This window comes from Colwellia sp. RE-S-Sl-9, from assembly GCF_048296855.1.
In the GTDB taxonomy this organism is placed as follows: Bacteria; Pseudomonadota; Gammaproteobacteria; order Enterobacterales; family Alteromonadaceae; genus Pseudocolwellia.
Genome location: NZ_CP182631.1, coordinates 342,216 through 355,386, shown reverse-complemented (window position 1 = coordinate 355,386; position 13,171 = coordinate 342,216). Strand labels below are relative to the sequence as shown.

At 35.3% G+C, this 13,171-nt stretch carries 13 protein-coding genes; 2 read left to right on the top strand and 11 right to left on the bottom strand.

Translation table 11 applies throughout. From position 1 onward, the window contains the following. Positions 1-8: 8 nt before the first annotated feature. The 5 genes from pheS to ACM9HF_RS01475 form a co-directional block, all read right to left on the bottom strand. A complete protein-coding gene (gene pheS / locus ACM9HF_RS01495; RefSeq protein ID WP_076418053.1) occupies positions 9-989 on the bottom strand; it encodes a phenylalanine--tRNA ligase subunit alpha in 981 nt (326 codons plus the stop codon). A 143-nt stretch (positions 990-1,132) separates the two neighbouring features. Further along, positions 1,133-2,401 carry an ATP-binding protein gene (locus ACM9HF_RS01490; protein WP_473613952.1) on the bottom strand — a complete coding sequence of 423 codons (1,269 nt, stop codon included), beginning with the start codon at positions 2,399-2,401 and terminating at the stop codon, positions 1,133-1,135. 39 nt (positions 2,402-2,440) lie between these two features. Then, a complete protein-coding gene (locus ACM9HF_RS01485) occupies positions 2,441-3,133 on the bottom strand; it encodes a response regulator (protein ID WP_473613951.1) in 693 nt (230 codons plus the stop codon). Beyond that, positions 3,133-3,555 carry a DUF3019 domain-containing protein gene (locus ACM9HF_RS01480; protein WP_473613949.1) on the bottom strand — a complete coding sequence of 141 codons (423 nt, stop codon included), beginning with the start codon at positions 3,553-3,555 and terminating at the stop codon, positions 3,133-3,135. The genes ACM9HF_RS01485 and ACM9HF_RS01480 overlap by 1 nt, the downstream gene beginning before the upstream one ends. Continuing rightward, the gene (locus tag ACM9HF_RS01475) at positions 3,545-4,408 is read right to left on the bottom strand and encodes a MipA/OmpV family protein (RefSeq protein WP_473613945.1); all 864 of its coding nucleotides are present in this window, start codon (positions 4,406-4,408) and stop codon (positions 3,545-3,547) included. The genes ACM9HF_RS01480 and ACM9HF_RS01475 overlap by 11 nt, the downstream gene beginning before the upstream one ends. Before the next feature lie 588 nt (positions 4,409-4,996). Here ACM9HF_RS01475 and ACM9HF_RS01470 point away from each other — a divergent pair. Next, a complete protein-coding gene (locus ACM9HF_RS01470; RefSeq protein WP_473613941.1) occupies positions 4,997-5,905 on the top strand; it encodes a methyl-accepting chemotaxis protein in 909 nt (302 codons plus the stop codon). 103 nt (positions 5,906-6,008) lie between these two features. Here the strand turns inward: ACM9HF_RS01470 and ACM9HF_RS01465 are convergent, their stop codons facing one another. From ACM9HF_RS01465 to thrS, 5 genes are all read right to left on the bottom strand, one after another. Next, complete coding sequence (locus tag ACM9HF_RS01465; RefSeq protein WP_473613937.1) at positions 6,009-7,112, bottom strand: phosphoribosylaminoimidazolesuccinocarboxamide synthase; 1,104 nt, start codon at positions 7,110-7,112, stop codon at positions 6,009-6,011. 153 nt (positions 7,113-7,265) lie between these two features. Continuing rightward, positions 7,266-7,622, bottom strand: coding sequence for a 50S ribosomal protein L20 (gene rplT, locus ACM9HF_RS01460; RefSeq protein WP_076418046.1), 357 nt, complete (start codon positions 7,620-7,622; stop codon positions 7,266-7,268). A gap of 15 nt (positions 7,623-7,637) precedes the next feature. Next, positions 7,638-7,832 (bottom strand): 50S ribosomal protein L35, encoded by a 195-nt coding sequence (rpmI, locus tag ACM9HF_RS01455; RefSeq protein WP_077342442.1) that lies wholly within the window; start codon positions 7,830-7,832, stop codon positions 7,638-7,640. Positions 7,833-8,004: 172 nt separating this feature from the next. Continuing rightward, positions 8,005-8,550, bottom strand: coding sequence for a translation initiation factor IF-3 (gene infC / locus ACM9HF_RS01450; RefSeq protein WP_473613929.1), 546 nt, complete (start codon positions 8,548-8,550; stop codon positions 8,005-8,007). Positions 8,551-8,627: 77 nt separating this feature from the next. Continuing rightward, complete coding sequence (gene thrS, locus ACM9HF_RS01445; RefSeq protein ID WP_473613925.1) at positions 8,628-10,538, bottom strand: threonine--tRNA ligase; 1,911 nt, start codon at positions 10,536-10,538, stop codon at positions 8,628-8,630. A gap of 285 nt (positions 10,539-10,823) precedes the next feature. Here thrS and ACM9HF_RS01440 point away from each other — a divergent pair, with 285 nt between their 5' ends. Then, positions 10,824-11,492: an START domain-containing protein gene (locus ACM9HF_RS01440; RefSeq protein WP_473613921.1), complete on the top strand. Its 669-nt coding sequence runs from the start codon at positions 10,824-10,826 to the stop codon at positions 11,490-11,492. A gap of 28 nt (positions 11,493-11,520) precedes the next feature. On the opposite strand, the gene ACM9HF_RS01435 is transcribed toward ACM9HF_RS01440, so the two are convergent. Then, positions 11,521-13,164: an NAD(P)/FAD-dependent oxidoreductase gene (locus tag ACM9HF_RS01435; RefSeq protein ID WP_473613917.1), complete on the bottom strand. Its 1,644-nt coding sequence runs from the start codon at positions 13,162-13,164 to the stop codon at positions 11,521-11,523. Positions 13,165-13,171: the final 7 nt, after the last annotated feature.

Genomic DNA, 13,171 nt, shown 5'->3' with positions numbered 1-13,171 from the left:
TGGCTTTCCTACTTGAACTGTTTTAAGAAGCGAAGATCGTTTTCAAAGAATGAGCGTAAGTCATTCACACCATAGCGAAGCATAGTTAAACGCTCTACGCCCATACCAAAGGCAAAGCCTGTGTATACTTCTGGGTCGATACCGGCTGATTTCAATACATTAGGATGAACCATGCCACAGCCTAATACTTCTAACCATTTACCGTTCTTACCCATAATATCAACTTCTGCTGAAGGTTCTGTAAATGGGAAATAAGATGGGCGGAAACGTATTTCAACTTCTTCTTCAAAAAAGTGATGTAAGAAGTCGTGCAAAATACCTTTAAGATGAGTAAAGCTAACGTCTTTATCTACCATCAAACCTTCAACCTGATGGAACATAGGTGTATGTGTTTGATCGTAATCGTTACGGTATACTTTACCCGGAGAAATAATTCTTAATGGTGGCGCTTCTTTTTCCATTGTACGAATTTGTACACCTGAAGTTTGCGTACGTAACACAAGCTTAGGATTAAAATAGAAAGTATCGTGATCTTGTCTTGCTGGATGATGCTCAGGAATATTTAACGCATCAAAGTTATGAAAATCATCTTCTACTTCAGGACCTTCTTTAACAGAAAAACCTAAGTCACCGAAAAAGCTTTCAATACGTTCGATAGTGCGAGTAACAGGATGCAAACCACCTAACTCGTTTCCACGACCAGGTAATGTTACATCTATAGATTCAGCCGCTAGCTTTTGTTTAATCACTTCAGCACGTAATAATTCACCACGCTCAGTTAGTAATTTTTGAACGTGCTGTTTAGCTATGTTAATTACTTGCCCTGCTTTAGGTTTTTCTTCTTTTGGTAATTTACTAAGCCCTTTCATTTGCTCTGTAAATAAACCTTTTTTACCTAAAAAGTTAACACGTACTTGATCAAGTGCAGCAGGATCGGTAGCAGCAGCTATTGCTTGTTCTGCCTGCAAGATAATATCGTCTAAATTCATGATTTCCTCTAAGCACCCTACTGAAAAGTTAAGGCTTTGGGTAGACTAATTTGATTAATAAAATGGAGACCGATTCTACACAATTACGATGAAAAAATGTAGTAAAAATAGGAGTTTTTAATGATTTACGCGTAAATATACCGCTATTGATGATACGGAAAAGATAAAATAAATTTACAGCCGCCTAAAGAAGACCTTTCTACCTTACATGTAGCCAAGTGCCAGTCACAAATTCTTTTCACTATGGCTAGCCCTAAACCAAATCCAGCACCTGAACTGGTCTCACTATTATCACTGAGAGATTCAAGTCGATAAAAAGGTTTAAATACTTTACTTGCTTCATTTTCAGCAATGCCTACACCATCATCTTCAATGACTAAATTTAACTTTGTAGTATCAGTTTCTAATGAGATATTTATAGTGTTGTTAGCATATCGCGTCGCATTCACTAATAAGTTTTGGATAACTCGCTCAATGAGTTTGGCATTGCATACATATAAAAGTGAAGTAGGAATATTTTTACTGATATTGAGTGGGCGAACAAAAACTAACTTACTTAACTGCTGATTAACTAATGTAGATAAGTCTACTGATGACTTTTCAATTTGTTGATTTACATTTTCAAGCCGAGCGTAACCTAACATTTCATCTATAAGCGTTTCTATTTCTTTAATATCTTTTTCCATCTCTTTAACCGCTAATTTGTCTTCAGCAGGCAATAAAGCTAAAGCAAACCTTAACCTCGACAAAGGCGTTCGTAGTTCGTGAGAAACGGCATTCACAAGGTGTTTTTGATCAGAAAGAAGTCGTTTAATACGATGAGCCATTTGATGAAAAGTGACAACAACATGATTAATAGGTGATATTGAATGGGTAACTAGCTTAACCTCATGTTCACCGTCAGCAATAGTAGCGGCCATTTGATTTAGCTGATGTAAATCTCGCCATAAAGGCTTTATCCAAATAGCAACAACCCCCGCTAAAAGCAGATAAGAAAACGCAAGAATAACCCATTTTATATATACATTCGCAGATGATATTTGATGATTAACAAATGGCCCTATTTGATACAAACGCTCTTCATTAGCTACTTTTACATAAAATACAACATCGTCTTGCTCATTGTATTGAGCAACCGAACGCCCTAAGTTTAACTGGTTAAGTTGGTCGTCTAACCATGCTACATCTGAAATAGAAATAACACTCACTGGAACTTTTAATGATGATGAAACTAATTGAATGTCACGTTCTGAAGGAGAAATAAATTGAGGTAATAACTCAATAAAGTGTTGTGAGTTAACAATTTCGTCGCTTTCATTCGCATAAAATAACCATAACTGTTCAGTCACAAAGTTAATGGCTAACAATCCACAAATAATAACAACGTACAAGTTAATAAATAAACGATTCAATACAATCCCTTAAAAGTAAAACTAAGAATAAACGCTTCACTAATCCCAAGCTGTTTTACTCAATAAATATCCTTTACCCCAAACGGTTAAAATTTTAGTTGGGGTTTCAGTATTATCTCCTAATTTTTTTCGTAAGCGAGATACTCTGACATCAACACTACGATCAAGCCCATCATATTCTCTGCCTATCATTTTTTTATGTATATATTCGCGGCTTTGAGGTTCACCAGCATGATGTGCTAATAACCAAAGCAACTCAAATTCATGGCTTGTTAAATCAATAATTTCTTGATTTAACATAACTGTTCTTGACGGTTTATTTATAGATAAGCCACCATAATTAAGTTGTTCAATATTCGCCTTTTTAAGATTAGCATTACGTCTAAGTAGCATATTTATTCGTGCTAATAAAACATGAGGTTCAACAGGTTTAATAATATAGTCATCGGCGCCTATTTCTAATCCTAATACATGATCAAAATCACTGTCTTTAGCGGTAAGAAAAATGATTGGTTTTTCAAATGAACTTCTGATTTTACGGCAAATACTAAAACCATCAAGCTTAGGCAACATAACGTCTAATATAACTAAATCTAATGAGTTTTTTTGAATATAGCTTATGGCTTGATCACCTTGGTTTAATACAGATACCTGAAAGCCACTTTGCTCTAAAAAAGTTGAAATTAATTTAGATAATCTCATATCATCTTCAACTAACAATATGTGCTTCATTAAAATAAACTCCATTGCGATCGTAATCGTCTTCTGTATTTGGTTGAACTGCTCGCATTCACTTTTACATGCTGTTTAGCCAACACTTTATCTTGGTCTTTTAAGGTAAAAATAATATCTTGAATTAACGACAATTCTAATTTTTTCTTAATTTGACGTTTTTTTTCCCAACAAGTAATTAAGTCATCGTTTTGATATAAACATGCATCTATTGCTAATCCAGCTTGCCACATAACAAAGGCCGTCATTTGACAAAGATCTCCCCTTGTTTTTACAACACAAATAGAAGGAGAAATAGACATGTTAATAACACTCGAGGTTTCAGAACTTTGTAATACAGTTGATGTTAATTCGTCTTGAGCGACAACTTGAGTACTTATATTAAATATAATTAACATTAAGAATTTTTTTTTAAAATTCATAGAAAAAACCTACAAACATTAAATCAATATAACGGTCTTCAACGAGTGGACTTAAATAGGTATTATTGTCTAACCTTTTTCTTTTAAGGTAACTTTTAAACGTCCAATCTGGTGATAATTTATATGCATAACCAATACTTATATAAGGGTTAATACTTGATTTACCTTCGAATAAATCACTATTATAAATCGTTTCTGATTCATCAATACCATAATAATAATCAACCAAATTAGCGCTATTCCATTGCACCCCTACGGTTAGTTCTAAAGATGATTCTGTTGTAACACTCAATGTTTTTGAAGCTTCTAGGTTAGCGTTCAAACCATTATAAACGCTATTAACGTCATGCATAATTTGTAATTCAGCATTCATTGAATCTGATATAAACCAATTTAGCTGTAAACCTGCATCTAACGCCCATTTCCTTTTTCTGACTTTATCAGGGCTGATCTTGATACTTGCGCCAAAACTGGGTACAGATTCTACAAAATCGTTAGATAAATTAGGGATAAAAATGTTTTGAGGATGCCATCGAGTAAAAAAGGCTTTTTCAACATTTGCTTTAGTGATCACACTTAACGTTAGTTGTTCGCTTTCTATAAACGTATAACCTAATGTGTTGTTTTGAAAAAAAACACGTTCACCATAATAACTAATACTAGGCACTACAATTAAAGGGATATTTTTACTGTCGTACAAAGGATTAGTATAAACTCCCGCCCCTACACCTACTGATAACTTCCATTGTCCAACGGGCGCACATAAAGTACTTTCAGCTTCGCATTGAGCAAAACTGTATGTGCTAATACTGTACTGACAAATAATAAAAAAAATGGATAAGAGATATTTCAACAGCTGAACAAACTAATTTTAGTGATTTATTAAGACAATCTAACACGACTAAAACTGAATTCCATCTGCAATTACATCAAATTACATTTAGTAGCACTTAACTACAATAAGATCATAAAAAAGGAGAATAATATACCTGTTGAGTTCAACTACCGCACATTCGATGAATCGCTTGAACACTCAGAAATGAGCATCTTAATTGGTAGCGGGTATATATTATATTCACAGTTTACATGCATAAAAAAGCTATTGGACAGATAGTAAACAAATAAGAGCGTTTTTTTAAACTAAGAAAAAAACACATATAATCAATTGAAAGTAATGTGTTTTCGTATTTAATAGTCATTTACACACCATAGAAAAATTCATATTTACCTGAGCATAAAAAGTAAATTCATATAAAAGTAGACAGACTCTTTACGAAACATTATATTTTTACAACTTATTAAAAACTAATTGTATATTTCAACTATACTAGTTAAGTCTTCAATAAAATTAATGTATTAGGTTTTCAATGCCGTTGTCGTATTTATTCAAAAAAGTATGAATAAACAACATGATAAATGATAATAAAATGGAAAAAAATTTATGCTCTCTTTTTTTAATAAACAAAAAATATCTCCTAACGAAACCATAATTGATAAAGCTGAACTAGAAATTTTAAAAACAAAAGCAGGAATAGTTGATCAATTAATTGCAAACGAGTTCCAAGAGAAAGTATCGGTACTCGCTTCCAATACCCAGCTCGCAAGCCAAGCGTCATTAACGCACCTAAGCAAAATAGAAAATAACTTTCAACTAGTTAGCCGATTAGCAGAACAAGCAACAGCTATGGCTGACTTATCGGCAAACTCAGTATCTACAGCACAAGAAACATCATCTAAAAGTGCAATAAGCATAGAACAATTGCAGTCTCTTTCAGATAAAATTTCTACGGCCGAAAAAAACATTTCTGAATTTACGGTACTACTTGAAGGCTTAACTAATAACAATAAAACTATTTCTCAATCATTAGAAGCGATAAAAAGTATCGCAAGTCAAACAAACTTACTTGCTTTAAACGCAGCAATAGAGGCAGCTAGAGCCGGTGAACATGGTCGAGGATTCGCAGTGGTAGCTGATGAAGTAAGAGCTTTAGCAAGTATCTCAAACGAATCAGCTGAACAAATACATGAAGGAATGGGAAAAATAATGGGCATTTCAGATGATATTATTACACAACAAAAAATTGTTGTGGGTAGTATTGAAGAAAGTCTTGAGATTACGTCAAATATAGTAACTGACTTAGGCCAAGTACATTCTCTTTCTCTAGAGAGTACTCATGCTGCTGAAGCTGTTATAGCACAAATGCATCAACAAGTTGGCGAAACTAACCATATTTTAGAAAACATTGCAGATATGCTTGATGAATCTAAGCATGCAATTGATGAATCTCACACCAATGTAGCCTTAAGTGAAGATATTATAAGAGAACTACCTTCTTTAGGAAATTTATAAAACCCCAAGTTTTATGTGAACCTAGGTTCACATAAAAAATAAAAAACCACATTATATAATGTGGTTTTTTATTTTTTATTTCACGATTCAGTATTTCATAAAGCTAATCAATAAGCTGATATTCATCTCTTAAAATATCGATAACTTCTTGTTTAGGATTATCAGAAATTACAATTTTACTCTTAGTAATTTTCTCAGCAATGGCCGTATAAGTATCAGAAATAGCCATTAATGCCGATTCAGGTAACTCATTATTTTTTGCTAATGCTTCTCTTTCGACCATTCTCTCTTTATTCAATAAAACATCGGGATCAGGAAAGTGATTTAATAAGAACTGACGGAAGCCTTCTTTAGAGTTCTCAACGATATTACCTTTTTGGTATTCGTTAGCATCCCAAATACGCGATGAATCAGGTGTACCAACTTCATCCATATAAATAAGCTTTTCGGCGCCAGTTTTATCTTTTACATAACCAAACTCAAATTTGGTATCAACAAATATTTGGTCAATTTCAGCTAATGCATCTGAAATAACATTAAAACCTTCAGTTAATAGTTTTTCGTATAACGCAATATCATCAGTCGATTTAAAATTAAAAGCGTCAAAATTATCAACAATGTTCTTACGTGTGATATTTACATCATCAGCTTCAGGAACATCTGGAATTCCTTTCAAAATACCTTTTGTTGAAGGCGTTTGAAGTAATTTAGGTAACTTAGAATCTTTTTGTAAACCTTCTGGTAATTCAATACCACAAAAGTCGCGTTCACCTTTACTATATGAACGCCACATTGAACCCGTTATGTATTGACGGCAAATAGCCTCAATCATTACTGGTTTAGCTTTTTGAACAATCCATACGAAAGGATGTGGAATATCTAAAATATGACTATCAGCTAAACCTTTTTCTTGGAATAACTTAAACCAATGATTTGAAATGGCATTTAAAGCGGCTCCTTTTCCAGGAACACCTTTCATACCACCTTCGCCTTTCCATATACAATCAAACGCTGAAATACGGTCGCTGATCACCATAATAGCTAAGGCAGTATCTTCTGCTACGTTGTAGCCTTTTTCTTTTATTAAACGTTTACTATCGGTTTCAGTTAACCAATATACTGAACGCACTTTACCACTGTGTACTGGTGCGTCAGTACGAATAGGTAAATCGTTGTTTACCGCTAAAATTTTGTCAGCAAGACTCATGGCAATAAATCCTTCATATCTCAAATATAAAATAATTGTAGCGAATATTATCTGCGTTAAATAACATTAGCTAAAACTATTTATCTATCATTTACAAAACAGAATAGAAAAAGGACGCACTAGGCGTCCTTTCTACTAATCAACATTTCAATCTTAAACTAAAGAAGCTTTCGCTTTTTCAACTAAGAATGTAAAAGCTGCTTTGTCGTATACTGCAATGTCAGCTAGGATCTTACGATCGATTTCAATAGCAGCCTTTTTAAGACCATTAATGAAACGGCTGTAAGATAAACCATTTTGACGAGCTGCTGCGTTAATACGAGCAATCCAAAGTTGACGGAATTGACGCTTACGTTGACGACGGTCACGGTATGCGTATTGGCCAGCTTTAGTTACGGCTTGGAAAGCAACGCGATAAACGCGACTACGAGCACCGTAGTAACCTTTAGCTTGCTTTAGAACCTTCTTGTGACGTGCACGTGCTTGTACACCACGTTTTACTCTTGCCATTTTCTATATCTCCTATTAACCGTGACGTAAAAGTTTTTTAACTGATTTAATATCAGAAGCAGCGATCATGCATTTAGCACGCAAGTGACGCTTAACTTTAGTACGGCGCTTAGTCAGAATATGACGAAGACCAGCTTGTTTGAACTTATAGCCAGTAGCTGTTTGTTTAAAGCGCTTTGCAGCACCTTTATTGGTTTTCATTTTAGGCATTTTTACTAACTCCGCATTGGATGCCAAATTTAAGTAACCTAGGCGAAAACTCATTTAGCTAATTTTACAATTAGTTAGTTAAGCTTTACTTGTAAGCCTGGATCACCAGTGTCCGATAATAGTGGTGAATAAGTTAGCAAGCTAGCTTATTACTTTAACGACCAAATATTATCTATTTTTTAGGGGCTAAAACCATCACCATTTGACGCCCTTCCGCTCTACGAGGGAAAAACTCAACTACAGTTAGTTCTGCTAAATCGTTTTTAACGCGAGTTAACAAATCTAAGCCTAGTTCTTGGTGGGCCATTTCACGACCTCGGAAACGTAAAGTTACCTTGATCTTGTCGCCATCCTCTAAAAAGCGCTTCAGGCTGCGTAGTTTTACCTGATAGTCACCTTCATCTGTACCAGGTCGGAATTTAATTTCCTTAACCTGTATTTGTTTCTGCTTTTTACGAGCTTCTTTTTGTTCTTTGGCTTTTTCATACAAGAACTTACCGTAGTCCATCACTCGACAAACCGGCGGCTGTGCCGTTGGGCTGATTTCTACTAAATCCACACCGGCTTCTTCAGCTTGATTCATAGCTTCGTCTAGAGTAACAATTCCTCCAGCTTCGCCATCATAACGGATCAAACGTACTTCTGTACCTGTAATTAATTCATTCAAACGATGAGCTGGCTCTTTTTGCCCGCCTCGTTGACCACCTTTAATAGCCATGTTCCTCCAAAGAACTTTGTTCCCATATTTTATTACGTAAGTGTAATATATGGATTATAAAATATTATTATACCTGTTTATGCTCTTGAGTTAACTTCTTCCGTTATTTTCTCAATAAAACCATCAACAGACATTGTACCTAAATCTTCACCACTTCGAGTTCGTATTGCTATTTCGCCGGATTCCATCTCTTTATCACCAACAACTAACAAATACGGAACACGCTTCAAAGTGTGCTCGCGGATTTTAAAGCCTATCTTCTCATTTCTCAAGTCTAGTTTTGCTCTAAATCCACTTTCTTTCAGTTTTTTTACTACTTTTTTGCAATAATCGCTCTGTTTGTCGGTAATATTCATTACAGTGACTTGATTTGGCGATAACCACGTTGGAAATTTACCTGTGTACTCTTCAATCAAAATACCAATAAAACGTTCTAATGAACCTAAAATAGCACGATGGATCATTACTGGTGTGTAACGTTCGTTATCTTCGCCTACATAAGTAGCACCTAAACGCTCAGGTAAAGCAAAATCGAGTTGTACTGTACCACATTGCCAGTTACGACCTAAACAATCTAATAAAGTAAATTCAATTTTAGGACCATAGAAAGCACCTTCACCTGGAAGATACTCAAAAGTAATACCTAAATCAGTTAATGCTTGCGCTAAACCTTGCTCAGCTTTATCCCAAATTTCATCACTACCAATACGTTTTTCAGGTCGTGTTGATAATTTAACGATGATATCTTCAAAGCCGAATGATTTATAAACATCGTAAACCATTTGAATACATTTGGTTACTTCGTCTTGAACTTGGTCTTCAGTACAGAATATGTGTGCATCGTCTTGTGTAAAACCACGAACGCGCATTAAGCCGTGTAATGAGCCAGATGGTTCGTTACGATGACAACAACCAAACTCAGCCATGCGTAATGGCAAATCGCGGTAAGATTTCAAACCTTGGTTAAATATTTGAACATGACCAGGACAGTTCATTGGTTTTATCGCATATTCACGCTTCTCAGAAGTCGTTGTGAACATGTTTTCAGCGTACTTGTCCCAATGTCCTGATTTTTCCCAAAGCACGCGATCCATCATTAACGGACCTTTAACTTCGTCGTAATCATATTCATGAAGTTTTTCACGAATAAATTTTTCTAATTCTGTATAGATAGTCCAACCATCGTTGTGCCAAAACACCATTCCTGGCGCTTCTTCTTGCCAATGGAATAAATCTAATGTTTTACCAATTTTACGGTGATCACGCTTTTCAGCTTCAGCTAAACGTTGAATATAAGCTTTAAGCTGTTTTTTATCAGCCCATGCTGTTCCGTAAATACGTTGCAACATTTTGTTGTCTGAATTACCACGCCAATAAGCGCCAGCAACTTTCATTAATTTAAAATGATGACAATGACGCATGCTTGGTACATGAGGACCACGACACATATCGATATATTCAAGGTGATGATATAAAGCTGGTGTGTCTGACTTATCAATGTTTTCGTCTAAAATTTCTAACTTGTATGTTTCGCCACGCTCAGTAAACGCATCGTAAGCATCTTGCCAAGAACCGGTCTTCTTAATAACTTCATAACCTGTTCTTGCTAATTCAGTCATGCGTTTTTCAAGCTTAACTAAATCGTCTTCAGTAATAGATTCTTCTAAATCAACATCGTAATAAAAGCCATTATCAATAGTAGGACCAATAGCCATTTTAGTATTTGGCCATAATTGCTTAATTGCATGGCCTAATAAATGCGCACAAGAATGGCGAATAATTTCAAGCCCTTCACTGTCTTTACTGGTAATAAGTTGTAATGATGCATCGTTTTCAATTAATTCGCACGCATCAACAAGTTTTCCGTCTATACGACCTGCGATAGTTGCTTTGGCTAAACCTGGGCCGATATCAAGAGCAACATCCATAATAGATACTGCGTTATCGAATGAGCGTTGAGAGCCGTCAGGAAGAGTTATTACTGGCATGAAATGTCCTTTGTACAGTGGCGACACACACTAAGTGCCGCTTGCTTTATTTTTATCAATGTTAATATTTGTAGACACCGTATTTATTGAATAAAATCTATTAAATAAAACCATATCTTGCTTAATTTTTTATTTTATTCCAGCGAGGGAATAAATGAGCACGGAAATATAGTGTAATATGGCGCTAATTGCAATAAATATAAGGTTTTTGTTATCTATCTTCTTCATAAAAATAAAGTAAAAAACAATTACACCCTTTTATGTTTTTTAACTATTTTACCTCTCATGATCAGTTTATTTTTCTCTTCGCAAAGTTTTGCGCAAAATACGACATCAAATTTTGCAACAGAGCCTTTAAATGATTCATCTTGGAAAACATGGAAAGAAAATAAAAACATCAAAGTAAATTATCAACAAATTAAAGGCAGCGACTTAATTGAGATAAAAGCACAGGCGGCTATTCAATCTAGCCTTGCTGGATTTCTTTTTTTTATACAAGACACAGATAACATTACGCAATGGCTTGATAACGCGCATTCTAGTAACGTACTAAAACAGATATCGCCTCAAGAAAATATATTTATTACCTCATTCAAAAGTTATTGGCCAATAACTGAAAGGTACATGGTGGTGAATTCTCGATATTGGCAAAATGAAGATCTATCGCTTGAAATTGAAGTACATAATGTGGAAGAGAGTGAATATGTAAATAACGAGATGATTCAAATAGAAGTAATAAAGGCGCATTGGAAGATTACACCGGTTAATAGTCAAAATATTAATATTGTATATACGATTATTGCGGACCCTAAAGGCGCTATTCCATTTTGGTTAACTAAACGCATATCGCTAAATAGTTTATGGAAAACCATGAACAATATGCAAAAGCAACTGCCCTTGTCACCTTGGCAAAAGCATTCACTATCTAATATAAAAGAACATCAAAAGAAATAATTTTGATGTTCTTATCTAACTTTATAAGTTACTGCCTTTTAAGTATATCAAGCGCTATCGCTTCAGCGACTTTAATACCATCAATACCCGCAGATAAAATACCGCCAGCATAACCAGCACCTTCACCCGCAGGATATAAACCATCAACGTTTAAGCTTTGGTAGGTTTCTTTATCACGTGTAATTTGAATAGGTGAAGAAGTACGCGTTTCAACTGCAGTAAGCGTTGCGTGCTCCATAGCAAAACCTTTTATTTTCTTTTCAAAAGCCGGTAATGCTTCTCTAATGGCTTCAATTGCATAAGGCGGTAATGTTTCACTTAAATCGCAGTAGGTAACACCGGGCTTGTAAGACGGTTCAACACTACCATGCTCGCCTGATTTTCTGCCAGCTAAAAAGTCGCCAACCAATTGCACAGGTGCATCATAGTTTTCGCCACCAAGTTTATAGGCAAACTCTTCTAGTCGTCTTTGTAATTCAACACCCGCTAAAACATTTTCGGTTTCGTCACTATCGCTACCATAAGAGAAATCTTTAGGATCGATCCCTACAACAATCGCACTATTTGCGTTACGTTCATGGCGTGAATACTGACTCATACCATTCGTTACCAAACGCCCTTCTTCAGATGCTGCGGCTACAACGGTTCCACCTGGGCACATACAAAAGCTGTAAACAGAACGACCATTTTTACAGTGATGAACCAGTTTATAATCAGCAGAACCTAAAATAGGATGACCTGCGTTTTTACCAAAGCGAGCATCGTCAATAACCGATTGCTCATGCTCAATTCTAAACCCAATCGAAAATGGCTTAGCCACCATGTACACATTTTTATCGTTTAACATTTTAAAGGTATCGCGTGCGCTATGCCCTACCGCTAACGCCACATGTTCGGTATTTATAACTTCACCTGTAGCTAATTTAACACCCACAACTTTGCGTTTATCTTCGTTTTCTTCAAATAAAATATCGTCTACACGCTGACTAAAACGAATTTCACCACCTAATTCAATAATTTTGGCGCGCATTTTTTCAATCATGGTGACTAGTTTAAATGTACCTATATGCGGCTTACTTACATACAAAATTTCTTCTGGTGCGCCAGCTTCAACAAACTCATGTAATACTTTACGGCTGTAATGCTTCGGGTCTTTAACTTGGCTATAAAGTTTACCGTCTGAAAAAGTACCTGCTCCACCTTCACCAAATTGCACATTTGATTCTGTGTTTAATACTTTTTTACGCCAAAAGCCAAATGTATCTTTTGTGCGTTCGCGTACTTCTTTACCACGCTCTAAAATAATCGGTTTAAAACCCATTTGCGCTAACACTAACCCAATAAATAATCCACATGGGCCAAAGCCAATAACTACAGGTCTTTGTTCTAATGTTTTTGGTGCTTCGCCAACAAAGTAATAATGAGTGTCGGGGCTAGCTTTTACATTATTGTCATCAACAAACTTTTCAAGCAATTGCTCGTTAATCGTGGTTTCAACATCTATGGTGTACATCAAAATAATGGTATTTTTTCTACGTGCATCGTAACCACGTTTAAACACATTAAAACTCACTAACTGATCAGCATTAATTGACAGTTTATCTAAAATGGCTTGTTCTAATTCTTCATGTTGGTGATTAAGATCTAACTTTAGGTTGGTCAAGCGAAGCATAAAATAT

Excerpts from the sequence above, each read along its gene's own strand:
- rpmI (WP_077342442.1), bottom strand. The coding sequence starts at position 7,832 with ATGCCTAAAATGAAAACCAATAAAGGTGCTGCAAAGCGCTTTAAACAA.
- infC (WP_473613929.1), bottom strand. The coding sequence starts at position 8,550 with ATGGCTATTAAAGGTGGTCAACGAGGCGGGCAAAAAGAGCCAGCTCAT.
- thrS (WP_473613925.1), bottom strand. The coding sequence starts at position 10,538 with ATGCCAGTAATAACTCTTCCTGACGGCTCTCAACGCTCATTCGATAAC.
- rplT (WP_076418046.1), bottom strand. The coding sequence starts at position 7,622 with ATGGCAAGAGTAAAACGTGGTGTACAAGCACGTGCACGTCACAAGAAG.
- ACM9HF_RS01465 (WP_473613937.1), bottom strand. The coding sequence starts at position 7,112 with ATGAGTCTTGCTGACAAAATTTTAGCGGTAAACAACGATTTACCTATT.
- pheS (WP_076418053.1), bottom strand. The coding sequence starts at position 989 with ATGAATTTAGACGATATTATCTTGCAGGCAGAACAAGCAATAGCTGCT.
- ACM9HF_RS01480 (WP_473613949.1), bottom strand. The coding sequence starts at position 3,555 with ATGAATTTTAAAAAAAAATTCTTAATGTTAATTATATTTAATATAAGT.
- ACM9HF_RS01440 (WP_473613921.1), top strand. The coding sequence starts at position 10,824 with ATGATCAGTTTATTTTTCTCTTCGCAAAGTTTTGCGCAAAATACGACA.
- ACM9HF_RS01435 (WP_473613917.1), bottom strand. The coding sequence starts at position 13,164 with ATGCTTCGCTTGACCAACCTAAAGTTAGATCTTAATCACCAACATGAA.
- ACM9HF_RS01470 (WP_473613941.1), top strand. The coding sequence starts at position 4,997 with ATGCTCTCTTTTTTTAATAAACAAAAAATATCTCCTAACGAAACCATA.
- ACM9HF_RS01485 (WP_473613951.1), bottom strand. The coding sequence starts at position 3,133 with ATGAAGCACATATTGTTAGTTGAAGATGATATGAGATTATCTAAATTA.